The sequence below is a fragment of the Paenibacillus sp. JT22N15 genome (assembly GCF_059383755.1).
Window position 1 is genome coordinate 343,628 of record NZ_JBXENV010000002.1, and the last position, 23,757, is coordinate 367,384.

Here is a 23,757-nt window from a genome sequence, read left to right on the forward strand (position 1 = left end):
AATATCCGCAGTTGGCGACAGCCTTATTCCTGTTGTTTATATATAACGGTTCATGCAGAATGCAAAAACTTAAGCTTAAGACTTATAGCTCGTTTGAAGCCAATTCGCTTTAGACCACGAAAGCTTGCCTGCACCCGAACCGTCAGCCGCGACTAGTCTTGCTTTTAAAGTGGCTGGGTCATCTGGTGTGTAGCTATATGGAAGCGACTTGAGTCCGTTCCAAGCAAAAGGCTTAATAGCTGCCGGCACAGGTGAAAGCGGGCTTTTGGCAGAACTGCTGTCCCCTCTGAAGGTTGCTCCATCGAGAGAATAGATCGTGTCGAGTGCCGCAATTTTTCCCGTATAGGTGGAATCGCCTGCATCTGCCTGATTATTGCGGAGCGGATACGTGACATCAATGATTACAGATTTCTCAACGAGCACAGCCCCACCCTCGGTCGAAATCGCACCGTTGCTTGTAATTCCAAAATGATAGCCTTTGCCGGAAATCGCCTTCTCCATGGACGAGGTCAGCCGTTTTTTGGAGCTTCTTGCTCCTGCGCTGTCCATCACGATGTTATAGACATGGACATTACCGCCACGCAGGCGCGGCATCCGATCCTGCACGTCTTGATAATAGTTGTGATGCAACGTCACTTCAAGCGCAGCGTTATCGCTGGCGAATTCAGTAGCCCCAATCAGATGGCCCTTCTTTTGGCTGGATGCAACGGCAATAATATCATCCTTGCTTAACCCAACCGAGCTGCTTCTTAAAAAAGCGTACATCGGATAATCCGATTTATTCGCCTCCATTACATTGATTTGCTTGGTGACCCAGCTGTTAGCACTTTGGTCATCAGCTAGGAAGGAGGACCAGGAAATCGTGACGCCCGTGCTGCCTTTTTTCACATCGACAAGACCGTCATAAGCTTTGTGGAACGTACAGTGGTCAATCCATACGTTGCTGCTGTTTTCCACCGTTATATAGTCCCAGTCATTTTTATCGTAATTGCCTTTCGTCGCTTCATCCCATTCCCACAGCTCGTCAAATGCAAGATTGCGAATGATGACATTCGTGCTTCTTTTGAAGGTAAAAGCGGCATGCTTAATCGTTGCCCCATTCGCCGAGAAGATCGTCAAATCGTTGAAATCATCGACCGTCACCTTGCTGATTCCCGTTTCCATTAAAACCGGGTGCGTTAATGCGCTATTATGAGCAGCGAAAGGCGATACTTGGGCCTCTTTCGGAATCTCATTCCACCCTAAGTCAAGATCGTTCATAATTTCAATGACCTTATATCCCGACCCTTTCTTTAGCGCAAGAGCAAGATCCTTGGCATCATACACTTTCATATAACGGGAATCTGTTTCTGAAATCATGCCCCCACCCGTGCTGCCCTGCGCAAAGCCTGCCAAATTGTACTGGCCTGCCTTCCCAGCTGGCGGTGAAGGAACGAGCGTTGGCACAGGCGTCGGTTCAACCGATGGGGTTGAAGACGGTGTCGCCGTTGGTTCAATTGACGGTTTAGTCGATGGCTCGGTTGACGGCACTGCTGTCGGAGCAGGCGTCGATACTGGTGTTGGCGCCACAGTCGGCTCGGTTGATGGCTGCGTTGCATCTGGCGAGCTATCTGCAATCTTCACATTATCGAACTTGGCGATGGACTTGAACGTAACGAGTCCCGCGGCACCCGCCGCCAGGCTGGTATCGGCAGCTGACAGCTCCAGCTTGCCGTCTACATACATGTTGATTGTCGTTCCGCTCATTTCGAGCTTTACCTTATACCATACGCCAGTCTCTAAAGCATAACCCGCTTTGCTAGCCAACGTCGTTGTCGAACCATTCACTTTCTTTCTAATTTCCAGCGCACCACCGTTGCTGTTGTACAGCGATGCTGCATAAAAGTTATTGCCATCTATATAACGGCCCGCCACATAGGTTCTCGTCGATCCATTAAAATCGACAGCCTGTACGTCAGCCTCAACCGAATAATCGCTCCATGACTGACTGCCAGCAACCGCACGCCCTTCGCTTGTGCCAGACTGGAAATAAGCTTTATTGCCTTTCTCATTAACGACAGACCAGCTTCCGCTAGAAGGTGTCCAATTGCCAGCACCTGCATCAAAAGTGTCTTCCATTAGTGCAGCTGCCTTTGCCGGATAAACATAGCAAAGCGAAAGCACAAGCGCTGCACACACAGCCAAAATCACATTCCTCTTAAAAAAATAATCCAATTTCATTCTTACTCCTCTTTCCGATAGTAGATTTATAACCTATATAAATATCGGAAATTTTGGAAATATTTAAATAGTCTTTAAGACCCAAAATAAGGGAATTCATTTCATCCCCGGCTTCAACAATGGCTATATCCTTTACGACTACTAATATATCAATAATAGGTTTCGCATAACCGATAGAAGGAACCGATGTGCTGCCAATATGGTAGATGTCCATTACTCCTTCATTAAAAATTCTCCTTAGCTCCTTACCTTCTGCAGAGTATGCCTCATTCCATTTCTCAGACCAAGCCGCTATTGTCGTTTTGCGCATTAATCCTCCCTAAAGTCTATTCTCTTTATTGGCTATAGCAGGAAAAACAAGGAATATCGCGAAGATATAACCTTTAATAAAACATGAAGTATTAAAATGGCTGCATCTATGTGGGGGTAAGTCAGTTGGTATCATTAACAATCCCAGCGACTAACTGGGCAAAATAATGGGCTTCCACTGCCGTCACTCGCCTTTTTCCATATTCCTTTGCCTGAATACAATGAAGTGTGGAGGCGAGTGTAATCACGCATGCCGCTAATGAAACTAGACAATGGTCGGGGATCATCTATTACCTCAGAAGGTTCCGCAGCATGCTCTCCTGTATTAAAGTTAATAGCAGACAAAAGATCTTTAATGTGGGGGTCATGTGGGATGAGTATAGAAAAAGAGATTTATGTGCTTCTGACAGATACGGGAACCCTCTTCACAAGGATTATCCGAACGTTTACGAAGGATCCGCTGAATCACGCTTCGATCGCTTTTGATTCGGACCTGCGCGAAGTGTACAGCTTCGGCAGGAAAAATCCGAACAATCCGTTCTTCGGCGGATTCGTCCGGGAAGACGTGAGCAGCGAGTTTTTTGGCGAGTCGATGTGCGCCCTTTATCGATGCACGGTGAGCCCGGTAGTTTATGCTAATCTGAGAAATCAGGTTCAGCATTTTGAGCAAAATCAAGATTTGTATAGCTACAATTTGGTCGGCATGTTAGGCATTCTGTTCAATATCGAATGGGAGCGCAAAAATTCATACTTCTGCTCACAATTCGTGGCGACGATGTTCCAGCAAAGCGGGATGATTCTGATCGACAAGTCGCCGCTGCTCGTAACGCCTGGCGATCTCCAGCATACGCCCAAGCTGGAATTGGTGTATCATGGACATCTGAATTCATATGTGGGCTGTCAGAACAGCATGGCCGCGGCAGGCTCGTTCCGCACGGCATAGAAGGGATCCCGGAAGAAGTCGGGATCCCTTCCTTTTTTTCGAAAGCTGAACTGAATTTTCTTTTATTCCCCTGTAATGCAGGTTAGCAGTTCCCCAACAGGTGTACGAGGCCGAGGTTTAGGCTTCTTATCGGGATCAAAATAACCAAGATGCAGCGTGCCAATAATTCGTTCGCCTGGCTTTACGCCCGTAAGCCTGCAAAAATCCGGGTCGAAATTATATTCATTCGTCTTCCATACGACACCGATTCCCTGCTCCCACGCCAGCAGCTGGATATTTTGAATAAGCGCGGAGCCTGCACCAACAGCATCCTCCCATTCCCGCTGCCTAGCGTCAGCCTCTATGACGATGAGCAAATGGGCTTGCATGCGTTCGCAATAATCAAGCTGCAGCTTCTGTCCCCATTTTTCCCGCTCGTCCTCCGAGAACGTATGCAGCACCGCATCTGAAAACTGCTGCCTTCCGGCTCCCATGAACAAAATGAATCGCCAAGGCTCCTTGCGCGAATGAACCGGAGCCCATACAGCCGCATCCAATAGAGCAATGACCGTTTCCTTCGCCAATGTCCGTTCGTTAAATTGACGTATTGTTCTTCTTTCGCGAATGAGCTGCTCTATTGCTGATATTGCCATCTCGTATCTTCCTCCTCTGCTCACCGCCCTTTATTGGGTAAGAAATTGAACCGTTTCTTCAATAATTTTCGTTTGGCCGATTGGGCCGCCAGGACCTTGAAACCATAGGCCATAGTCCACCAAATGGACATGGTTATTTTGAACAGCCTTCAAGCTTTTCCACACTTCAGTCTTCTGCATCTCCGTCGTTTCCGCAGGATCGGATGACAATAAGAAGATGTGGTCCGGGTCAATAGACGGCAGCTTCTCCAGCGAGATCACCTGCATGGAATCCGCTGGATCCGGTATAGAAGCTGGCGCTTGCAAGCCTAGATCATCATAAAGAACTTCATAGTTCCGTTTGCTATAATAGCGCACTTCCTTATCAGACAGGCGCAAAAACATAACCGTGTCATCGCCGATAGCTTGCTTGATTTTCTCTTTGCCCTCTGCAGCCAGCTTCTCGTAATCCGCAATAACCTGCTTCGCCTGCTCCGTTCTTCCGAGCATGTCGCCCAGCTTAAGCAGGCTCGTCTTCATCCGAATGATGCCCTGCTCATCCTTCACTTTCTCCGCAAACAAGGTAGGGGCAATTTTATTTAAGCTGGCAAAGGATTCGCCCATAAAGTCTTGGCCAATAATCAGGTCTGGCTCCAAGGCTAAAATGCTCTCAAAATTCGGCTCCACCTGCCAGCCTAAATTTTTCTGCCCTTGCAGGCGATCGGCAAGATAGGTCGGGAATTGATCGCTGCCTTCTTCATTGCTTGATGCCGCCTGCGGCACGATGCCAAGCGCCAGCAAATAATCGGTAGCGGCCGGAAATAAGGAAATAATATTTTGAGGCTCCCCTTTAATAACCGTTTCTCCCCATGCATGCTGAATGACTTTCTCCTGCGTGGACGGCTGCTGGGTTGCTTGCCCGCTGTTCGTTTGCTGCGCTGCATTGCTGCCGTTTCCATTGCCACTCGCAGCTGTCGTGTTTGATGTGCCGGAGCATGCTGACAGTAATAGGGTAAGGCTAAGCATAAGAAGGAGCGTAATCGACTGTTTCGGTTTCATTGGTATGCGTGAGTCCCCTTTTTGTTTATATTGATAATGATTATCACCATTATGAATATAACGGCGAAAGGTACGCCTGACAATGGAGGATTCTGACCTGCCCGTAGCATTATACTGATCGGATGGCAAATGAACATAGCTCGTTTTAAAGCGTCCCGGAGAAATGCCAACATATTTTTTGAAAATACGATTGAAATACATCGCGTCTGGAATACCCACGCTTTCCGCAACCGCCTGTAGCGACGCATCGGTATGCAAAAGGAGTTCTCTCGCTTTATGGATTCGAATACGGGTCAAATATTCAATGAGACTGCTTCCCGTCTCTTTTTTAAACCTTCTGGATAGATGCCCCGCACTGCAATCCAGCAGTTCTGCCAGTCCATCCACCATGATGGGCTCTGCATATCGCTCGTTCAGATAACGGATTGCCTGCGCCACCATATTCGGCTTCATCGTTGGAATGCCCTGTGCATCCAGCTGCCGCAGCAGCTCGTGGACGAATTGATAAAACAAGGTTTTAACTTGGAATTTTGAAAGGGCGTCCGCCTGTCTCCACATTTGATTAAGGCTTGTAACATAGTTGTATAAAACAATCGGATAATGAGGAACGAAGGCATATTGAATGTGAAAAGGGAGCTGCTGCTCCAGTAAGGCTTGAAGCTCTCTGCTGCTGGGCAGCGGAAGGCTGGCCCGATAATAAATCATATAATATTCAAAGCAGTCCTCGACCTCGGAAATATCCAGACCTATGCCCTTTCCGCCATGCAGCACCTGCAGCTTGTTCACTTCATAGAATTTTCCGTCCAGTGCAACTTGGGCACTGCCTCTTGCTGTATATAAAAAACCGCTGGCTGGCAGCCGGTAGCCCTTCACTTGCTCCCCCGTGCGCATAACGTGATGCCGTATATCTAATATTTTAATAGAAGCCTGATTCCACAGCCTAACATGCTGCTCTATATCCATCGTTTCACCTTCCGATAAAAACCTGATCTGTATGCTTCTTTATTTTATCGATAATAATTCTCATCTACAATATAAATTTATTTAACACCATTTATAAATAGCTTGATATTACACTCAAAAACCTAAATAATGAGGAAATAGGTCTAATTGCTTGGATACATACCGTAACGATTAGAGATTTATTTTGCACAGCAGAAAGGTTGTCATTTACATCATGGAGTTATCTCAACGTTTAAGCCAGAAACGGGCAGCCAAGGAACCGTTCCCGGTCTCGATTCTCTCTCTTACGGTTGGTGCTTTTGCCATCGGCATGACGGAGTTTGTCATCATGGGGCTTCTGCCTAATGTCGCAACAGATTTGCATGTCAGCATCTCGGCTGCCGGACAGCTGATTACGATGTATGCCCTTGGGGTAGCTATCGGTGCCCCGATATTGACTATGCTCACCCAGCAGATTCCGCAAAAGCGGCTGTTATGTCTGCTGATGGTTTTATTTATTGTCGGCAATGTCATTTCGGTCTTTGCCCCAAGCTATGCCGTCCTGATGGGCGCACGGGTCATTACCGCGTTGACGCACGGTACTTTTTTCGGGGTCGGAGCTGTGATCGCTTCTAATCTTGTACCGCCGAACAAACGGGCCGGGGCCGTATCGATTATGATGGCCGGACTGACGATTGCCAATATTATTGGCGTTCCCCTCGGTACCTTTATCGGACAAAATATGGGCTGGCGAGCCTCATTCGGAGCCATTGCCATCATGGGCGTCATCGCCTTGGCAGGCATATTGGTTTTCATTCCAAAAATCAAGCAGGAACAAACAGCAAGCATCGTTCAACAGCTTGCCGCTCTTGCAAGACCGAAGCTCCTTGTATTCCTGCTAATATGCGCGCTCGGCAATTCCGGACTATTCGCCGTCTTCACTTATATTACGCCGCTGCTTACGCAGGTTACGGGCTTTGCTGAGCACAGCGTAACGTGGATTTTAGTTCTTTTCGGCTGCGGCGTAACGCTCGGCAACATTGTCGGCGGGAAGCTTGCCGACTGGAAGCTGATGCCCGCCATTTTAGGGCTTTATGTGGCCATATCCGTCATTTTGGCTCTCCTAACCTTTACGATTCATAGTCCAGTGGCGGCCGTCGTGACGATTTTTCTCTGGGGAGCCGGTTCCTTCGCGGTTATGCCGGGGCTGCAGGTTCGAATTATGAGCCTTGCCAAAGCCGCTCCTGCTCTCGCCTCGACCTCGAGCCACTCCGCCGGCAATCTCGGCAATGCTGTGGGCGCCTTTATTGGCGGCTGGGTCATCACTCATCTGTCCTTAAACGCACTGCCATGGGTTGGAGCTGTACTTGTGGGACTGGCGCTGGTGCTGGGGCTTGCAACTTATATGTCGGAACGCAAAACAATCAAATAAAAAAACATTCAACATTTTAAATTGGAGGTATTTCAATGAGCAAACGCTATCGCATTACAAGAGCCCTGCAAAATAACAACTCGTCGGCGCTGACGATTTCTTTGGAAGAATGCAAACAATATTTTGCGTCGAAGCCTGATTTTTCATATACATCGTTGTTTACTGTAAAAGGCGCTACCACGATGTCTATAGAAGGCGATTTCTTTATGTGGAGCTGCGGAGAAGCTTCGATCCCCTTCCGGCATTATGAGGGCGATATTTACGTTTCCGGCACGAACGATGCGGTCATTCCTAAGCTCATTGAGGTTGCAAGCGAGCTGATCGCTGACATCGTAAACGAGTAGTTTTCGAGCCAACTCCAAACTTTTACTTCATACACAAATAGCCCTCACGACCACAACAACGTGGATGTCGGGGCTATTTTTTATGCCTATTCTCGCTATTTTCACTATTTTCATTCGTCCTTTATATAAATTTTGACAAAAAGTTCACAAAGATACAATTGTAAAAAATAGATAAATATGTAATGATTATATTCGTAGTCTACTAGAAGAAAAAGGAGAGTTTACCATGTTCAAGCGGCTTTTATTGGCGGTTTCTCTACTAGTCACGGCGGTATTTGGCGGGTTTTCCTTCACACCTAGCGCGAATGCCCAGGCCATTCCCGAGGTAAGTCTGACAACCAGCAGCACACAATTGCCATCCTTCGACATTCCGGAAAGCAGCAAGCTTGACCTTACAGAAGCGTTGCCTGCACCTTCAGACATCTCTAGTTCGACACAAAGCCTGCAACAGCGCTCCCTCGACTCCGTCACTCAGGCGGTATACAATACCGATCCTGGCAACGCCTATACGATCAATACGGGCCAAGTCTATTTTGATTATATTGACCAAGCTGGCGGGCAGAAGTGGTTTAACTTTCAAACGACTGCGCCTAGCAAGCTGACCGCTTTTTTACAAACGGTGCAATCCGCAGCTGTCGATTATGATTTGCACTTATTCCGCTTAGATTTAGATACCTTGCAATTGGTAGAGGAGCATTATTCGGTTTATGGTCCGCAAATGGACGAGCAAGTAAGCCGGATCGCTCCAGCGGGCATCTATTATTTGGCCGTCAATACGGTGGCAGGCTATGATGCAAGCAATCCGTTCTATTTTACAGTCGTTCAATCCTCTGTTTATGACAGTGCCGAGCCTGATGACAACTATGTGTATGCCAAAGCAAAAACAAGCGCCTTCACCGTCAGCCAGACCATCGACAACGCTTTTGACGAGGACTGGATCAAATTCACGGTCAGCACAGCTAAGCAGTACACGATATCTTTTAACAATCCAGCGGCTGGCACAAACTATCAGGTTAACATCTACAACCAGAACCTAAATCAACTGGCTACCATTAACCAAAATACTAGTGGAACCTACAACATGAGTGCCGGCACTTATTATTTTAGAGTATTAAGCACATCTTCGTTTAATGCTTCGCAGCCTTACACCTTCAGCGTGAGCAATGCGGCTGCGGCAGTCACGGTATCGAACATTACCTCCGACCCTAACGTTTCAGGTTATATGACCTATGGGTATGGGAATAAGTATCGCATCCAAAACTATATTACCGTGACGGGTTCAGCTAGAGATTCAAGCGGAAATGCAGCTGCTAATGTGCCTATTACCGTGAGCATCAGAACGGTTCTGAACAATCTGCTTTATACGGCGACTACCACTACTAATTCCAGCGGAGGATTCACTGCCTCTATCTCCAGCATCCAGCCTGGTGTTGGACTTTATGGCTATGACAACTGGGTTTCCTACCACTACTTTGATATTATTCCGATCCAGTTCAGCTCCAATAATGCGGTTTTGAGCTCTAATGAAACGACGCTTTACCACTTTGCTTATCAGATTTATCAACCTCATTAAATATTAAATATTAAATGTGAGATGATAGAAGTATGATAAAAGCATAATAGAACTAAAGCCAATGCTCGCGGTCAAACGCGGCATTGGCTCTTTTTTTTGAAAATTAGCTTCCTATTCCTATTCCTATTCAATTTGTGGCAATCCGCCTTCACGGGGTGGGAGGGTGAAAAGTTAAGAAGACAGGTCACGAAGACATTTAAGCAACGATTCGTTCCTTTATATAAGCCTTCGCTTGCTCCGCACAATGCCGAATATATTTAGCATCATCAAATAATTTACTCATCATGACTCCGCCTTCAATTAGCCCGATGACTACACTGCATGATGCTTCCACATCCAGATCGCTGCGAAACTCTTGTCTAACCATCCCTTCCCTAACGATATTCCCAAGCTCGGTCATCAGCTCTTTCATGGCAAGCTGCGCCTTTTGCTTGAGCAGCGGGTGGCCGTCGTCATTTTCCACCGCAGTATTTAGAATGGGGCATCCGCCTTCACAAGCATCCTGTTCAATCAACGTTACATAGACATCGCATATTTCCAGCAGTTGATCTGTGGAGGAAGCTTTGTTCGAGATGGCATCCATCAGCAAACTCTTTAATTGCATAAAGGAATAATCAAAAGCAGCCAGCGCAATTTCATCCTTATTTTCAAAATGGTTATAGATGCCGCCCTTGCGGACATTGCAGCGCTCCATAATCTCCGACAACGACGTGCCCGCATACCCCTTCGTATTAAACAGGCCTGCTGATTGGCGAATAATATGTTCTTTCGTCATTTGTCCCTTGCGCATATCCAGCCCTCTTTTCAGAAAAATACCGATTGGTCTTAAAATAGCATACTCTTCTGCCGTGTTCAACTTCTTAGATGCAGATTCGCACCGTAACGCAAGAGGAATAGCAGCTTGATGGCACTCCAAAAGTATGTTAATTTAAAAACAGACCGATCGGTATTATTTGGAGGTGCTTCCTATTACAATTTCAATCCAACATATTCGCCACGCCACATTGGTCGTTACGATAAACGGTAAAAAAATACTTGTGGATCCGATGTTAAGTGACGCCCGCGAGCTTCCGCCTGTTCCTTTCACTCGAACATTACGCAGAAATCCGCTAACCCCGCTGCCCGTTCCCCTCCCTTTTTTTGAGGACATGGACGCTGTATTGTTAACCCATCGACATTTTGATCATATGGATAAAAAAGCGATCTCGGTGTTAAACAAGCGAACCCCCGTCTTTTGCCAGCCGGAAGATCAGACCTTCTTGCAAACTGCCGGCTTCCTCAACGTACAAGTCATTGGCAACTCGTTGGAATGGGGCGGCATACAGCTGAAACGGATCAAAGGACAGCATGCCCAAGGTATTTTTACCAGACTGCTTGGCCCTGTATCCGGATTCATCCTAAGTACAGCAGCGGATGGTTCTATTTATTTAGTCAGTGACTGCGTCTATACGCCTGCGATTGAAGAGACATTTAGGGAGAACCAGCCGGATATTGCGATTTTGCATACCGCACGCGCACAGCTGCTATTGGGGACGACTATTACGATGACAGCGGAAGATATCCTGCGTATTCGCAAGGTTTCGCCAGCTACGAAGCTCGTCGCTGTTCACATGGATGCCATTAGCCATTGTACACTCAAGCGCCAGCAGCTTAGAATCTTCCTGAAGGAGCGAGGCTTGGAAAATGAAGCGTTTATTCCTGAGGATGGAGAGGTCATTGCATTCTAGCTTTTCATGCGCTCCACTCAGCCTGCATAAATCTAGTAGAACTCTTCTCTACCTCAGCTTTATGGTATAATACCAATGATTTACATTAACCGAATAAAGTTGGGGGTACCTTTTTGAAGAAAATACATATTTGGGGAGCGGCTGCACTAATCGTGTGCTTGTCACTTGCCGGATGTTCCCAAGCATCTACAAATCATCAACAAGTGAAGCTGCGGACACAAACGAGCAATCACAATCCATCGAGGTCGATAACAGGCTGCTACAGACCGAATTAACGATGCCAGCTTCCATACTCAAATACCAGGATATGGACAGTATAACGGCTGATGCGAAAAAGATTGGGATTGACGAAATTACTACAAATACGGACGGTTCCGTCACTTTTAGAATGCCGCAAGCTGCTCATAAGGAATGAATGAAAAAAGCAGGAAAAGGCATGCTGCAAGCGATAGAGGATCTAAAAAGCGGGAACTATTTGGCATTTATTAAGGGTGTCAAGCATAACAAAGCTTTCTCAGAGTTTACATTTATCGTGGATCAAAAAGCTTACAAAAACAGCTTAGATGCAATTGCGAATTTTGGCATTGGAGCGGCGGCAATGTCTTATCAAGCAATTGCTGGCGTATCTCCCGAAGAGCTCAAGGTCACCATTAACATTCAGGATGAGGGTACGGGAACTATTTTTGACACCATTATTTATCCTGATGCTTTAAATGAAATGAGTGGCAAATAAGCGGGAAATCTATAAAACTAGGATATGGGGGCCGAAGGAGCCATGAGCAAAAAGCAGGCGGAAACGATCCGCACCATGAAATATCGTTACAACGGGCCTAAAAATGGCATCGGCTATTCCTTTAGCCCCGTTCGTTATGAGGATGCAGAACCAGCCAATAATCGGATTTTTATTTATGAGGAAGATTTCAGCGATATGCTGCCGTATATTCAGCAAAAATACCCGCTTGCCGATATACGCACAGGCGAGATTTATGCAGCTTTCGATCCTTGCTGGGATAATCCGATACCGCAGGCGGTCTGGGAACAGGTTGTGCAGGAGCTTGATGCCCTATCTTTAGAAGACCCGGGCCAGCTTGCCTTTATCCATTCATTCACTGCTTGGGTTCGCGAGGTGCTGGAGCAGGCTGATGAAATTGTGGTTTATGGAAATTTGTAGAAGGAATGATCTCTGCTTTCCATTTCCCGTTCTCCCATAAGACGATCTAATCAATAAGTACAAGAAATACGGTACAACAACGCCAGCAAATTCATATGAACAGGTGATCAAGTTGAAGAACAAGCTGCGCAGTATATCAATCGACGGAGTAGACTATAAATATACGCTGTCTATGCGAGTCGAAAGTCAGACCTGTATGCACGAACTAAAAATTTATTTAAAGGATTCCAAAATCCACCCTTTACACATCCGCATACGCACATGGGATGATCCTATCGCTGGGTGTCCACTAAATTCGGGATTTATATTGGCTAATAATAGTAACAACATGCCTGAAGAGAATTACAATCTCAATCATCCCAAACGGGTTCGCGAGTGGCTCTTATATGGATTAAGCTGCGGATGGACTGGGACGAAAATGCTTGTCATCGAGGACGGACTTGCCGCTATGAAGGAAATGGGATATGAAATAGAGCGAATACAATCTAGTGCGTGTGCAACCGTAAACGGGCCAGATTCAGATCGAATCTAGCATCAAACGTATGGCCTCTACTACCGGGATTGTCCCCCTTATGAGTAGAACATTAGGGTTAACCCGATACTCCCTTGCACAAAGACTGACTTGGCGGACTCAGAAGCCGCTATTTAACCGAATCACGGGTTAAGGCACTAGCTGCGGACTCAGAAGCCGCTAATGCGCGGTAAATGTCCATTTTGACGGGATTAGGAGCGCAATAACGACTTTCCTGTCCGCTTACGGCCTGAAATCGTAGAAAAAGCCAGAATAGCGGAACCTCAGTCCTCCAAAAAAGGATCGAGCTTCCAGAGCTGCTGAAATTAAATCAAAAAAAGCGGCGGCGGCTCGTTGAGAAACGTTGACAGCATTTTTCAACTGCAAAGGGTCATACAGGGTTAAAATACATGCTCGTCTAAGTCGCGAATCTTGACAAACCTTCCATTCCATATGTGCTCGTGATGCTCAATAATTTGAGGAGCGGTCAGCACAGCGTTCGCAAGGGTGCTATGGCTATTTTTCGCCAAAATATTAGACTTATAGCCACGGCTGTACGCGGCTCGAATCGTTGTATCCAAACAAAATTCGGTTTGTGCTCCAGCAAAAATAAGCTGTTCAATCGATTTCCCCTCCAAAACAACAGGCAATTCAGTGTTGTGGAACGAATCCCATGTCGTTTTTCGAATGACTGCATCCCCTGGCCTAATATCCAGTCCGTGATGCAACTGCCAATCTGGTGAATCGACATAAAATTCTCCATTTTTATTGTTATAATCCGTATGCTGGATAAAAATCACCGGAACCTCTGCCCTTCGTGCAGCCGCAATCCATTGGTTAATGCGGAGCACCAAGTCCTCTTTTTGATATAAGTAATTTTCCGGCAAGTTAAAAAAAACCTCCTGCACATCGATAACGATTAATGCTTGTTTCATCTCGGTTCTCTCCCTGTCTATTTCAATTCAATTCAATTCTTCTCCACCCTTATTTCCTCAATAATCAAATATTGCTCGCCATATGAACGCTGAATGTCTTCCATGCCTAACCGGAGTGATCGCAATAAAATTTGCGAATCCCTACTGACTTTTTCATGAATGATGCATTTCATATAGTTCCTGCCCATGTCTACCTCAGGACTGTCATCTGTAAATTGATTGATAGAGTTAACGGCATTAATCGTAAGCGTGGATACGGCTGCGGCAATAATGTCTAAGCCATATTTGGAAAATCCCGTGCTGCCCTTAGCTACAAAACCATAAATATCCTGATTGGCGTAGGTGAAAAAGGTTATTACGAAAGGATCTCTATGCTCCTCTGCTAAAATGTCCCTTTGCCTATCCATTCTTATGTTGATATCATCATGCTCCATAAAAACCATCTCCTTGGTCGGTTCAAGAATGCTAAATCCGCTATTGAAAATGGGATAATCCCCCTGCTACTGCTTAAATTTTACTATAGCATGCTGCTGGACCGACGTATAGCTGATTCGAAGCGATGCTAGAAATTAGGCCCATTTCCCCTCACAAAAAAAAGACCAGCCCCAGCAACGGATACTAATCTCCGCCGCTTGACTGGTCGTTGCTGGGCCCCACCTGATCCTATTCCTGTTCCTATTCAACTCACCGTCATAACTCCTATTGCACCATTCAAGCTTCCCCTATTTCCCATCCTTGCAAAACATCTTAATGACATGAAATGACTTCGCATGGACCTCATATTCCATCGTGCTGCTCACCTTGATTTCGTGCTTTTGCGGAGCTACGTTAAGCGGAAGCTCGATAGAGTTGACCGCCTCTTCTCCGCCTTGCATAATATAAACTTCCGCATCCTCGGCGAGCTGGAATTCGTTCTTCAGCTCTATCCGAACGGTACGATCGAGCGTATTGACCAGCTTCACGAAGATCGCGCCCTCTTCTGCATCATAGGAGACGGAGAACGGAATTTCCTCGTCGTCATGGACGACCTTAAGCAGTTCGCTTCCCATAAGCGTGCTGTACATTTTTTGCACATAGTAGCTAGGGCTGCCATAGGAATGCTCGCCATCAAGCCATATCATATCTGGCGACCACTGAGAATAGCCCAATCTTGCGAACAGCGGCGCATAAGAAGCAAGGACGACTACATCGGCATTCCGCTCAAGCCCCGTCATAAAGGCTGCCTCTCCCAAAGCGGCACTCCAGTTGTTAAAATGGGGCGCGTTCATGCCATTGCCATGGTGAGCCGCATATTCGCCAGCAAACACTTTAATGTTTCTTGGATACTTATCATAGAAATGGACGTTCTCGCACAGCCATTCCGGCTTTACATAATAATGCTCGTCTACCGCGTACACGAAATCCGGATTTTTCGCTGTTCTGTCTTTATAATATTTCCACGCATTTTCATAGTTTTCAGAGGAAATATCCGGGCCTGCTGAGCCGATAAGCTTCATCCCAGGATATTGACGATGAATGGCTTGCTGGAACAGATCGGAGCGCTTATAAAAATCGACATGCTCCGTTTCCCACTGCTCATTACCGAGACCAATCATCTCTAGCCCGAAAGGCTCTGGATGCCCCATTTGCGCCCGAATAAGTCCCCATGGCGAATCTGCTGGTCCATTTGCGAACTCGATCAGATCCAGCGCATCGTCAATGTATTCTTGAAAAGCTGGCGTATCGACGCATACGAGCTCATCAGACTGATACTGACAAGCGAGTCCAACATTCAAAACGGGGATTGCCTTCGCCCCCAAATATTCGCATAGCAGAAAATACTCATAATACCCGATTCCGAGCGTCTGATTATAGTGGCTGTATGGGCTCATAAACTGGTTTTCCTCATTATTTCCATGCAGCGCCCAGCGGTTGGTATTTGGTTTCCGCTCTTCCGCTTTTCCTATGCCATGCTTCCATTGGTAACGGTTATCCAGAGAGTAGCCCTCTACGACGCAGCCTCCGGGAAACCGCAAAAATCCCGGCTTCATATCCTTCAGCAGCTCTACCAAATCTGTGCGGAACAGTCCCAACACCGCATCTGCGGGAATCATGGAAATAAAATCAAAGCAGACGGTGCCCGGCTCGTTCAGTTGAATGACAAAAGCGCCATAAGAAACGGCCTCGCTAGCGCGCAGCTCCGCTTTGTATTGAGTCCATTCGCCTTTGACGGATGAAGTAACCTCCGCAAAAGCCATGATCTTGTCATTTTTCTCCACAAACACTTCAATGCCACCTGAATAATTTTCTGCCCGTGCGTAGAAAGAGACGTGATAGGCCACATCCTTCTTCAAACAAACGCCATCATACGCTTTATTCGTAAAAGCCTTCTGGCTATCCGTCGCGGTGAACGCCAGATAGTGCGGATTTGTCGTGTTTTGCGGCTTGTCCGTTTCGATATTCAAAATAGCGCCGCTTGCAGCTTGCGGATATGCACTCCAGCCATAAAGTCCGGCATACGTCTCCTGAACACTGCCTTTGTCCCCTGTTGTCTCTAAAAACTCAAAGGAACGGTTTTCGATCATTTCCGCATGAAGACCACCGTCGAGCCCGTAATTGATATCTTCGAAAAACAGTCCGATCATGCCCTTCTCGATAGCAGGGCCACGTTGATTTGTTATATGGATTTGCATATATATCCCCTCTTTGCCACGTCACGCTGAACGTTGAATTTGATATATTCAGCATAATTTAGAAGGGCAGGAGCATTCAATTACACATTATGCGCATCTACTAACCTATTGTGCAAATTATATTTACAACGCAGCAAGCGGATTATACAATGGGCATACCCCGCATCCATGGAGGCGCTTATGAATATTGGAAATATCGGCTTTAATCATAGCCACGATAGCGATTTTATTATAAATAGGCCGCAGGGCTCCGGCGACTATATGCTGCTGCTTTTGAAAACACCTGCATTTTTCACCTTAAATGGCTCCGAAATGCTGACTGAACCGAATTCCTTCATTCTTTACAGCGAGGACGAGCCGCAAATGTACCGCGCATGCGGAGCGCAGTTTACAAATGACTGGTTTCACTTCAAGCTGCAGGAGGGCGATGAAGCTCTGCTCGCTGAGCTAGAAATCCCCCAAAATCAAATCGTCCGCATTGGCGACATGAACGAGCTGTCGTTGATGATTAACCATTTGTGCTATGAAAACTATTCCTCCAACCGTTTCAAATCAGAAACGATTCAATTATATTTGAAGCTGTTTTTTATTAAGCTAAGCAACAAAATCCATGTTTCCAACAAAGAAATCAGCAGCACCCATTACAATAAAATGTCGATTGTCCGCACCAAAATGTACAATCAGCCTTTTCTCCCGTGGACGATAGCCGGTCTCTCTCATGAGCTGACGATGAGCAAATCTTGTTTTCAGCACTTGTATAAGGACTTTTTTGGCGTTAGCCCGATTACAGACTTGATTCTGAGCCGAATCGAGCATGCGAAATATTTGCTTTCAACGACGGATATTTCCGTGAAGAAGGTTTCGGAGATGTGCGGCTATAATAATGAAATTCATTTTATGCGGCAATTCAAGCAGCAAATGAAACAAACGCCCAGCCAATATAGAGAAGCGATTCAGTTAACTGGAAGCAGAACATAAGACTAAGAAATTAGGACCAGAGCCAAAGCCTCAGTTACATCAGGTATTTGCTATGGTAAACTGGATGGCGGCATTGTTTTTCTTTCCAGAAACTGTTGGTTGCTGTATAAAAGCGAGTTCATCTTAAAATGGGGGTTGTCTCTATGAAAAAAAATAATAGACGATGGTTAAGCGGAGTGGCCCTTATATTGTCGCTGCTTACCCTTTCAGCATGTGGTTCTTCGGGACCTACACAATCAGATTTTGACAGTTTGCAGGAAAAGGTTGCGGGGCTGGAACAGCAGCTTGCCGCTAAGGAACAAGAGCTGGAAGAGCTCAAATCAACGGTTGTAGCCATTAATCAAGCTGGCGGCAGTGTCGATGCGTCTGCGCCAAGCGATAATGGCCCGGCTGACAAAGGGGACGATGTTCGAATTACCTTTGATCAGTATCAGCAGATTGTGATTGGCATGACCTATGATGAGGTGAAAAATATTGTTGGCGGTGACGGTAGCGCCTTGAGCGAAACTGCAGATATGGTCGTCTACTCCTATTATGGCGCAGGAGATACAGGAGCGAATGCTATCCTCTCTTTCAACAAAGGAAAGCTGCTATCCAAAGCACAGGCAGGACTCGAATAAAATAACGATTGGGCAAAAAGAACAGACAGCCTTCACTCATTAATAACATGAGATGCGGGCTGTCTGTTTGTCTAATGCCTACTGTGGACTCGCTTCAATGGGATTGATCGCAAATATCGAATGAATATTGCCTTCCGGATCAGCGAAAAAGCCTGTTGTATGTCCCCAAGCCTTTAATTGAGGCGCTGTAATCGCTGTAGCTCCTTTTGAGACAAATTCATCATAAAGAGCATAAACCTCTTCTGGAGAAGAGCATTGAAAATTAAGCTCAAACGCCTGTCCCTTATGCTCTTCTGTAAACGAAGGATGGTCGTTCGTATTATCCGCCATTAACGGCTTGGAGCATATCGCCAAACGAACCCCATTATTTTCAAACTCCGCATAATGACCTTCTTCTACTACGATTTTAAATCCGAGCACATCACGATAAAAGCTGGCCAGCCGGGATACATCATTCGATAATACGGTAATGCCTTCTAATTGCACTTTCATCCTGGCAGCTCCCTTACTCGCTTCGTTCTAACTTTCTCCTAAGTCTATATGCACTAAATTAATTCTTCAATCGCCACTTTGTACAAATAGTTGCCTTCACTGAACAGCACACGGTTTTCTCGAAAATCTTGAGTAAGCGGTTTAAGCGGCTCCGCCTGCTCATTCAAAAAATGAATTTTGTGCCCCGCACTCAAGCTGTCTCGTTTTTCATTTTTCTTCAAAATAAAGGTCTCATGCTTGCCGTAGCCGCCGTCGAATAAAAAGTAGTACCCATCCGTACAAAACCCGGCGGAGCCGGAAATATTCGGATTCAAATAGGTAACCTTAGCCTGCTCGGGTCCGCCTGAAATACGGCCTAACAGAAAGTCCGTGTAAAAATAGAACCAGATCTCCTGTTCATTCACGACATTCAGCGCATAACAATCCGCGATATTCGACGTGTGGTCTTCGTATATTTTGTTGCCATGCTCATCCCAAGCCAGGAGACCTTGTGCCCCAATGGGATGATTCCACCCGTTATTTCCAAAAACACCTTCGTCGAAATAACTGGTCCAAATGGTGCCCTTCTCCGTTACCTGCACGCTCTGAATGCCGTCTCCCAGCATAAATTCCCGAACGGTCTCGCCCTTATAGTCACATACTTTGGCGTTCAAATCATATCTCTCTAAGCCATAATAAGAGCAGCGCGCACCGACTAACAGCAGTTTATTCCGAAGGGGCTGCACATAATGATAATTGAAATGCTGTCCCTCAATCACCACTGCTTCCATATAGTTATCTTCTATGATGAGCACCTTATAGGTGTACGTTTCCTTCAGCGCTGATGGGACGTGCACGCCTCGTTTCCGTTTCGGGATGCGGTTAACCAGCAGTACATACACGCATTCATCACCGCCGAGCTGGGCCGAAACCACCTCAAAGCCCTCCATATGCACAGACATATCCGCATAAGGCTGCAGCGCTACCGTTTTATCAAACATATCCATTCCTCCCCTTCGATATCATCAAAAGCACCGTCGGTATTCAATAACTGAATTATGTGTGAGCACGGTGCTGCTGAACAGGGTAGAAGTATGGCAAAGGATAAAGCGGGCATGCTCGTCTCTATTGAACTGTCTTGAATTAGCCCGCAGCTCTCCTAAACTTTCGTTAATTTCAACACCCTCGCAATGTTCTCGGCAGTACGTTCTACGTTGCTTGGACCTTCCTTCAGAAGCTTCTCCAAATCGGAGGCTCCTGGAACAATTCCGAACACAGCATCAATGCCTTCGGCGTATAACGTTTCGATTCCTTCCCCAATGTATCCGGCGATAGCTATGACCGGCTTGCCCGCTTCCTTGGCCGCTTGTGCTACACCGTAGGGGGTTTTGCCAAATTTCGTCTGAAAATCGATGCCGCCTTCACCCGTAAACACGACATCGGCCTCAGCCAACTTGTCTCGAAGTTCTGTATATTCAATTACAATTTCAATACCCTTGCGCAAAACCGCCTGCGTGAAAATCAATAGGCCTGCCCCCAATCCGCCAGCTGCGCCTGCGCCCGGTATGTCTCGAACATCCTTACGCAATTGCTGCTTAACGACATCTGCATAATGTGAAAGATTCGCATCCAGCCGCTGAACCATTTCCGGCGTCGCTCCCTTCTGCGGACCAAATACCTGCGAAGCGCCATGCTCCCCGCATAACGGATTCGTCACATCGCAGGCGACAATAAACTGCACTTCCTGCAAACGCTCATCCAGCATCGACACATCGATGCGGGCCAAGTGTTCCAGAGCCCCTCCGCCACGCGAAAGTGCCTGTCCTTGTGCATCAAGGAATTTTGCACCGAGCGCTTCAGCCATGCCCGCTCCCCCATCGTTGGTGGCGCTGCCGCCGATTCCAATAATGATTTTGCGGATTCCCTGATCCAAGCAAGCGCGAATCACTTCGCCGGTCCCGTAAGTAGTGGTGCAAAGCGGGTTTTTCGTTTGCTTCGTCACCAGATGAATGCCACTGGCCGATGCCATCTCGATAACCGCCGTTGTACCGTCGCCAAGAATGCCATATGCTGCCGTTACGGTCTGGCCAAGCGGTCCGCTTACTTCTTTATAATGTATAGTCCCGCCTGTAGCATCCACAAGGGATTGCACCGTTCCTTCTCCTCCGTCAGCCATCGGGACATGAATATAACCTGCTGCCGGATAGATTTTCCTTAGCCCTTTTTCCATTGCGATGCAGACTTCTTTTGCTGTCATGCTTTCCTTGAATGAATCTGGTGCCAGCACGAATATCGTTTCTTTCATTTTTTCACCCCATCCTCGTGATTGAAAGGAGAAATCCGTAAATCCATGTAGCTGCAATAGCCATCATACCCCAAATTACAGTTTCATAGGGGACAACGCCCATCCGCTGTCGCCCCGCTGGCTTATTGCGGAATGACACCAGTCGTTCCCTCTGACGGAATGATGAAAGACAAGTCGGCATCCTTGTACTGGCGATTGATGACCGTGCGTTTAATCGTCAGCTCTTTCGGCATGCTGTTCATGCCAAACATCACGAATCCAAGATCAGCCCCATCGTCCAAATTCGGATGTTCAGGGCTATATCCCCCGCCAACCGACATCCGGTATTCCTTGCCATTCTCATCAACGGCGATCCAAGTATCCGACGCAAAGTTGGGATTGCTGAACGTTCCCCCAATTGGAATTTTCCCTACCCCATCTGAGTTGACCGTTAATCCCTTGAGCTGCAATGAATCGCCAGCGTCTTCAAATAGGACAGGATTTTCGGCCGAAGCTTGAGACGGATCAAAGACGACCGAGGCCTCGCTTTTTTCCCGAATCATATAGCTGTCCAGCACAAACCGGATCTGCTGCTTGTCATAGGCAAAATCATCGAATTGGTAAAACCATTTCGTCAGCCCGCTCCATCGGTCAAACTCGTAGCGACGACTTGAAAATTCCATTTCCGTCATGCTCGGGCTCTTCTCAAGCACATTGCCTTGTTCATCCTCCAGATGGTAGTTTAACAGATTAAACCCGCTTTGACCGTTTAATGCCCTGCTCGCCGCCTCCGACGTCAGCGACGTCGTAAATTCAAGCGAGCCTCCGCTCGGCGTACGGGTTGCTCCTTGCATCTGAATCCGAATGCCGCTTGGCGTCTCATAAGAAATGCCGATAGGGGTGAGCAGCGTCTGGGCTTTCGCCTTGCTCAAATCGACATCGAACCGCAGCGCCCATCGACCCTTGACCGTCTTAGACGAAAAGTCATCCGAACCCGGTGTTCCTTGATGCAAGGCGATCTGGTTAATGTAAGCGTCGAGCTGCAGCTTGTCTTTCAATACTGGCCGTCTAAAAACAAATTCGAATCGGCTCGTAGTCGTATTGCCTCCCGTCATGATTCCATAAGGGATATCTCCAATATGCCCTCTATCTACATCAAAAAGATTGAAATTCCCATTAGTAGATTGAATTTCGCCAGCTACCGGATTTCCTTTCGCATCATAAATGTCGATTCCTACAATGAGACGGGTCGAATCAGCTATCACTTCGTTAACCTTCAGCGTATAACCCTGATCCTCGGCGCTGGCATCCGGATGCTGCACAAGTCCTGCTTCCTGCGCCTGCTTCATGCCGTTATCCACATAACTGTTCTGGGCAAAAAGCGACCGCACCATATCCGCAAGTGTCGGTTGTGCGTATAGCAGCGTGCTTCCCGCGAGCACGACGGCAGCGGCTGCAAGCCCCCAGGCTTTGCGTCTTGAAGATTTTCTGACCGCATATTGACGTTTGACTTGATGGGCAATAGATGAGGTGCCCGGCTCAAGATCAAGCGGATCACGATTTCCCGCTGGCTCTATGTCGATGCCCTCCAGCTCCAGCATCACCCGATCGGTAAAATCGTCTTGAAGCTTGTCCTCGAACAAGACGCTTTCTATTTTTTTATCTTCCATCGTCGGTGTTGGTGTCGGTGTCGGTGTCGCTGCTTCAGCCCCCGCTTTAAGACCGGCTGTTTCAGCTTTTGTACGATTCCAAAATGTCATAACGTTGTCCCTCCTTGGCTTCTACCATTTTCCGCAGTCTGATTTTAGCGCGGTGAACGATGTTGGTGACCTGCCGTACAGACATGCCGGTTATGCTGGCGATTTCCTCGTGGCTCAGCTGGTTCGTGTAGCGGAGAACCAGCACCAGCCGATAATGCTCAGGCAGCTTCTCCAGCAGATGGTCCAGCTCAGAGCGCAGCTCTTTTTGCAGCAGCTTGGATTCGGGTGTCTCGCGTTCGCAGCCTTCATCCTGCACGGGGGATTCTGCTGTTTTCCGTCGCCAGCCGTCCTTCTGCAAGTTAACAGCTATTGTATAAAGCCAGCCAGCAAAGCTTTGCACCGGATTATGCGATGCCAGCTTGCGGTACGCCTTGAGCAGCGTCTCCTGCGTCAAATCCTCAGCATCAGCCTCGGAAGAGCCCATTTTTCGAAACAGTCCATAAAGCTTATTTTGATAGCGCCGGACGATATCCGCGTACGCTTGTTTATTTCCGTTCAGCACGGCTTTGATTATCATATGATCGTCTCTCAGCTCCACTTGCTTCCCTCCTCTTACGGTGCGACTTTTGTTTATCTCACTACTAAGACTCCCCATCCTCGCTAATTCTCTCACTTGATTTTAAAAGTTTTTGAGCCTATTGTGGTGAATTGGCATTTATTTCAGCAAAAAAAGACGCCAGTCCTCCAAAACAGCCGTCCGACCAACTAAGGCGTGTATACAAACGTAAGCAAGCCAGACCCTGATTGAATTTAGCGTCAATCGTATTGCCTCTTCTACCGGAAATATCACGCTTCATGAATATAAACAAGCGTACCTTAAGGCAGCTCTATGCGCTTGGTTTCATAGTTTTACTCCCTGCACAAAGATAGTTTTGGCGGACACAGCAGACGCTATTTTATTAGGATCACGGGTTATGGGACAGGCTGCGGACTCAGGAGACGCTAATGCACTTCCAGTAGCCATTTTGCTCGGATTATTGGGTAGATAACGGATCTCCTGTCCGCTTAAAGCCTAAAATCGTTGAAAAAGCCAGAATAGCGGAACCTCAGTCCCCCCAAAAAAGGAGCGAGCTTTCCGAGCCGCATGGTCTTAGCAACAAAGGCCTCAGCAACAATGGTCTTAGCGACAATGGTCTTAGCAACAATCTCACGCTGCGGCTCCTTAAGTCTTGAATCGTCAGATGAGACTTGCTTT

23 protein-coding genes are annotated in these 23,757 nt (G+C 47.0%); 10 read left to right on the plus strand and 13 right to left on the minus strand.

The genetic code is table 11. The features are described from left to right. Window positions 1-75: 75 nt before the first annotated feature. The gene (locus AC50X8_RS05100) at window positions 76-2,220 is read right to left on the minus strand and encodes a pectate lyase family protein (protein WP_494878946.1); all 2,145 of its coding nucleotides are present in this window, start codon (window positions 2,218-2,220) and stop codon (window positions 76-78) included. Next, a complete protein-coding gene (locus AC50X8_RS05105; protein WP_494878948.1) occupies window positions 2,198-2,530 on the minus strand; it encodes a GrpB family protein in 333 nt (110 codons plus the stop codon). Before AC50X8_RS05105 ends, AC50X8_RS05100 begins: the two co-directional genes overlap by 23 nt. Before the next feature lie 372 nt (window positions 2,531-2,902). Between AC50X8_RS05105 and AC50X8_RS05110 the strand changes: the two genes are divergently transcribed. Then, on the plus strand, window positions 2,903-3,472 hold the full coding sequence (locus tag AC50X8_RS05110) for a C40 family peptidase (protein WP_056031469.1): 570 nt from the start codon (window positions 2,903-2,905) through the stop codon (window positions 3,470-3,472). A gap of 62 nt (window positions 3,473-3,534) precedes the next feature. On the opposite strand, the gene AC50X8_RS05115 is transcribed toward AC50X8_RS05110, so the two are convergent. Beyond that, window positions 3,535-4,104: a nitroreductase family protein gene (locus AC50X8_RS05115; protein ID WP_494865359.1), complete on the minus strand. Its 570-nt coding sequence runs from the start codon at window positions 4,102-4,104 to the stop codon at window positions 3,535-3,537. A 30-nt stretch (window positions 4,105-4,134) separates the two neighbouring features. Next, complete coding sequence (locus AC50X8_RS05120; RefSeq protein ID WP_494878951.1) at window positions 4,135-6,105, minus strand: AraC family transcriptional regulator; 1,971 nt, start codon at window positions 6,103-6,105, stop codon at window positions 4,135-4,137. 214 nt (window positions 6,106-6,319) lie between these two features. Here AC50X8_RS05120 and AC50X8_RS05125 point away from each other — a divergent pair, with 214 nt between their 5' ends. The 3 genes from AC50X8_RS05125 to AC50X8_RS05135 all read left to right on the plus strand — a co-directional run bounded on the left by AC50X8_RS05125 (window position 6,320) and on the right by AC50X8_RS05135 (window position 9,433). Further along, the gene (locus AC50X8_RS05125; protein WP_494878953.1) at window positions 6,320-7,516 is read left to right on the plus strand and encodes an MFS transporter; all 1,197 of its coding nucleotides are present in this window, start codon (window positions 6,320-6,322) and stop codon (window positions 7,514-7,516) included. A gap of 35 nt (window positions 7,517-7,551) precedes the next feature. Further along, window positions 7,552-7,860 carry a hypothetical protein gene (locus AC50X8_RS05130; RefSeq protein WP_494878955.1) on the plus strand — a complete coding sequence of 103 codons (309 nt, stop codon included), beginning with the start codon at window positions 7,552-7,554 and terminating at the stop codon, window positions 7,858-7,860. A gap of 226 nt (window positions 7,861-8,086) precedes the next feature. Then, window positions 8,087-9,433 (plus strand): Ig-like domain-containing protein, encoded by a 1,347-nt coding sequence (locus tag AC50X8_RS05135; protein ID WP_494865354.1) that lies wholly within the window; start codon window positions 8,087-8,089, stop codon window positions 9,431-9,433. Window positions 9,434-9,629: 196 nt separating this feature from the next. On the opposite strand, the gene AC50X8_RS05140 is transcribed toward AC50X8_RS05135, so the two are convergent. Further along, window positions 9,630-10,289 carry a TetR/AcrR family transcriptional regulator gene (locus tag AC50X8_RS05140; RefSeq protein ID WP_494878957.1) on the minus strand — a complete coding sequence of 220 codons (660 nt, stop codon included), beginning with the start codon at window positions 10,287-10,289 and terminating at the stop codon, window positions 9,630-9,632. A 103-nt stretch (window positions 10,290-10,392) separates the two neighbouring features. Here AC50X8_RS05140 and AC50X8_RS05145 point away from each other — a divergent pair, with 103 nt between their 5' ends. The 4 genes from AC50X8_RS05145 to AC50X8_RS05160 all read left to right on the plus strand — a co-directional run bounded on the left by AC50X8_RS05145 (window position 10,393) and on the right by AC50X8_RS05160 (window position 12,331). Next, complete coding sequence (locus AC50X8_RS05145) at window positions 10,393-11,160, plus strand: MBL fold metallo-hydrolase (protein ID WP_494865350.1); 768 nt, start codon at window positions 10,393-10,395, stop codon at window positions 11,158-11,160. A 172-nt stretch (window positions 11,161-11,332) separates the two neighbouring features. Further along, a complete protein-coding gene (locus AC50X8_RS05150) occupies window positions 11,333-11,575 on the plus strand; it encodes a hypothetical protein (RefSeq protein WP_494878959.1) in 243 nt (80 codons plus the stop codon). Continuing rightward, window positions 11,576-11,893 (plus strand): hypothetical protein, encoded by a 318-nt coding sequence (locus AC50X8_RS05155; RefSeq protein WP_494878961.1) that lies wholly within the window; start codon window positions 11,576-11,578, stop codon window positions 11,891-11,893. Window positions 11,894-11,935: 42 nt separating this feature from the next. Continuing rightward, entirely contained in the window at window positions 11,936-12,331 is a 396-nt protein-coding gene (locus AC50X8_RS05160) for a hypothetical protein (protein WP_494878963.1), read from the plus strand. Between the two features lie 912 nt (window positions 12,332-13,243). Here AC50X8_RS05160 and AC50X8_RS05165 read toward each other — a convergent pair. From AC50X8_RS05165 to AC50X8_RS05175, 3 genes are all read right to left on the minus strand, one after another. Then, a complete protein-coding gene (locus tag AC50X8_RS05165; protein ID WP_494865342.1) occupies window positions 13,244-13,777 on the minus strand; it encodes an isochorismatase family protein in 534 nt (177 codons plus the stop codon). A 32-nt stretch (window positions 13,778-13,809) separates the two neighbouring features. Beyond that, window positions 13,810-14,211, minus strand: a complete 402-nt coding sequence (locus AC50X8_RS05170) for a ribosomal-processing cysteine protease Prp (RefSeq protein WP_056031499.1) — start codon at window positions 14,209-14,211, stop codon at window positions 13,810-13,812. Window positions 14,212-14,499: 288 nt separating this feature from the next. Continuing rightward, entirely contained in the window at window positions 14,500-16,449 is a 1,950-nt protein-coding gene (locus tag AC50X8_RS05175; protein WP_494878966.1) for an alpha-L-arabinofuranosidase family protein, read from the minus strand. Between the two features lie 180 nt (window positions 16,450-16,629). On the opposite strand from AC50X8_RS05175, the gene AC50X8_RS05180 reads away from it, so the two are divergent. After that, window positions 16,630-17,427 carry an AraC family transcriptional regulator gene (locus AC50X8_RS05180; RefSeq protein ID WP_056031511.1) on the plus strand — a complete coding sequence of 266 codons (798 nt, stop codon included), beginning with the start codon at window positions 16,630-16,632 and terminating at the stop codon, window positions 17,425-17,427. 143 nt (window positions 17,428-17,570) lie between these two features. Then, window positions 17,571-18,047: a hypothetical protein gene (locus AC50X8_RS05185; protein WP_494865335.1), complete on the plus strand. Its 477-nt coding sequence runs from the start codon at window positions 17,571-17,573 to the stop codon at window positions 18,045-18,047. Between the two features lie 78 nt (window positions 18,048-18,125). Here AC50X8_RS05185 and AC50X8_RS05190 read toward each other — a convergent pair whose 3' ends face one another. The 5 genes from AC50X8_RS05190 to AC50X8_RS05210 all read right to left on the minus strand — a co-directional run bounded on the left by AC50X8_RS05190 (window position 18,126) and on the right by AC50X8_RS05210 (window position 23,100). Beyond that, window positions 18,126-18,539: a VOC family protein gene (locus tag AC50X8_RS05190; protein WP_494865334.1), complete on the minus strand. Its 414-nt coding sequence runs from the start codon at window positions 18,537-18,539 to the stop codon at window positions 18,126-18,128. A gap of 53 nt (window positions 18,540-18,592) precedes the next feature. Continuing rightward, entirely contained in the window at window positions 18,593-19,519 is a 927-nt protein-coding gene (locus AC50X8_RS05195) for a YxiH-YxzG fusion protein (protein WP_494878968.1), read from the minus strand. 158 nt (window positions 19,520-19,677) lie between these two features. Beyond that, window positions 19,678-20,823 carry a glycerate kinase family protein gene (locus AC50X8_RS05200; RefSeq protein ID WP_056031523.1) on the minus strand — a complete coding sequence of 382 codons (1,146 nt, stop codon included), beginning with the start codon at window positions 20,821-20,823 and terminating at the stop codon, window positions 19,678-19,680. A gap of 122 nt (window positions 20,824-20,945) precedes the next feature. After that, window positions 20,946-22,562: a DUF4179 domain-containing protein gene (locus AC50X8_RS05205; protein ID WP_494878970.1), complete on the minus strand. Its 1,617-nt coding sequence runs from the start codon at window positions 22,560-22,562 to the stop codon at window positions 20,946-20,948. After that, window positions 22,534-23,100, minus strand: a complete 567-nt coding sequence (locus tag AC50X8_RS05210) for an RNA polymerase sigma factor (RefSeq protein ID WP_235533071.1) — start codon at window positions 23,098-23,100, stop codon at window positions 22,534-22,536. Before AC50X8_RS05210 ends, AC50X8_RS05205 begins: the two co-directional genes overlap by 29 nt. Window positions 23,101-23,757 lie beyond the last annotated feature (657 nt).

Excerpts from the sequence above, each read along its gene's own strand:
- AC50X8_RS05100 (WP_494878946.1), bottom strand. The coding sequence starts at position 2,220 with ATGAAATTGGATTATTTTTTTAAGAGGAATGTGATTTTGGCTGTGTGT.
- AC50X8_RS05105 (WP_494878948.1), bottom strand. The coding sequence starts at position 2,530 with ATGCGCAAAACGACAATAGCGGCTTGGTCTGAGAAATGGAATGAGGCA.
- AC50X8_RS05110 (WP_056031469.1), top strand. The coding sequence starts at position 2,903 with ATGAGTATAGAAAAAGAGATTTATGTGCTTCTGACAGATACGGGAACC.
- AC50X8_RS05115 (WP_494865359.1), bottom strand. The coding sequence starts at position 4,104 with ATGGCAATATCAGCAATAGAGCAGCTCATTCGCGAAAGAAGAACAATA.
- AC50X8_RS05120 (WP_494878951.1), bottom strand. The coding sequence starts at position 6,105 with ATGGATATAGAGCAGCATGTTAGGCTGTGGAATCAGGCTTCTATTAAA.
- AC50X8_RS05125 (WP_494878953.1), top strand. The coding sequence starts at position 6,320 with ATGGAGTTATCTCAACGTTTAAGCCAGAAACGGGCAGCCAAGGAACCG.
- AC50X8_RS05130 (WP_494878955.1), top strand. The coding sequence starts at position 7,552 with ATGAGCAAACGCTATCGCATTACAAGAGCCCTGCAAAATAACAACTCG.
- AC50X8_RS05135 (WP_494865354.1), top strand. The coding sequence starts at position 8,087 with ATGTTCAAGCGGCTTTTATTGGCGGTTTCTCTACTAGTCACGGCGGTA.
- AC50X8_RS05150 (WP_494878959.1), top strand. The coding sequence starts at position 11,333 with ATGTTCCCAAGCATCTACAAATCATCAACAAGTGAAGCTGCGGACACA.
- AC50X8_RS05155 (WP_494878961.1), top strand. The coding sequence starts at position 11,576 with ATGAAAAAAGCAGGAAAAGGCATGCTGCAAGCGATAGAGGATCTAAAA.
- AC50X8_RS05160 (WP_494878963.1), top strand. The coding sequence starts at position 11,936 with ATGAGCAAAAAGCAGGCGGAAACGATCCGCACCATGAAATATCGTTAC.
- AC50X8_RS05165 (WP_494865342.1), bottom strand. The coding sequence starts at position 13,777 with ATGAAACAAGCATTAATCGTTATCGATGTGCAGGAGGTTTTTTTTAAC.
- AC50X8_RS05170 (WP_056031499.1), bottom strand. The coding sequence starts at position 14,211 with ATGGAGCATGATGATATCAACATAAGAATGGATAGGCAAAGGGACATT.
- AC50X8_RS05175 (WP_494878966.1), bottom strand. The coding sequence starts at position 16,449 with ATGCAAATCCATATAACAAATCAACGTGGCCCTGCTATCGAGAAGGGC.
- AC50X8_RS05180 (WP_056031511.1), top strand. The coding sequence starts at position 16,630 with ATGAATATTGGAAATATCGGCTTTAATCATAGCCACGATAGCGATTTT.
- AC50X8_RS05185 (WP_494865335.1), top strand. The coding sequence starts at position 17,571 with ATGAAAAAAAATAATAGACGATGGTTAAGCGGAGTGGCCCTTATATTG.
- AC50X8_RS05190 (WP_494865334.1), bottom strand. The coding sequence starts at position 18,539 with ATGAAAGTGCAATTAGAAGGCATTACCGTATTATCGAATGATGTATCC.
- AC50X8_RS05195 (WP_494878968.1), bottom strand. The coding sequence starts at position 19,519 with ATGTTTGATAAAACGGTAGCGCTGCAGCCTTATGCGGATATGTCTGTG.
- AC50X8_RS05200 (WP_056031523.1), bottom strand. The coding sequence starts at position 20,823 with ATGAAAGAAACGATATTCGTGCTGGCACCAGATTCATTCAAGGAAAGC.
- AC50X8_RS05205 (WP_494878970.1), bottom strand. The coding sequence starts at position 22,562 with ATGACATTTTGGAATCGTACAAAAGCTGAAACAGCCGGTCTTAAAGCG.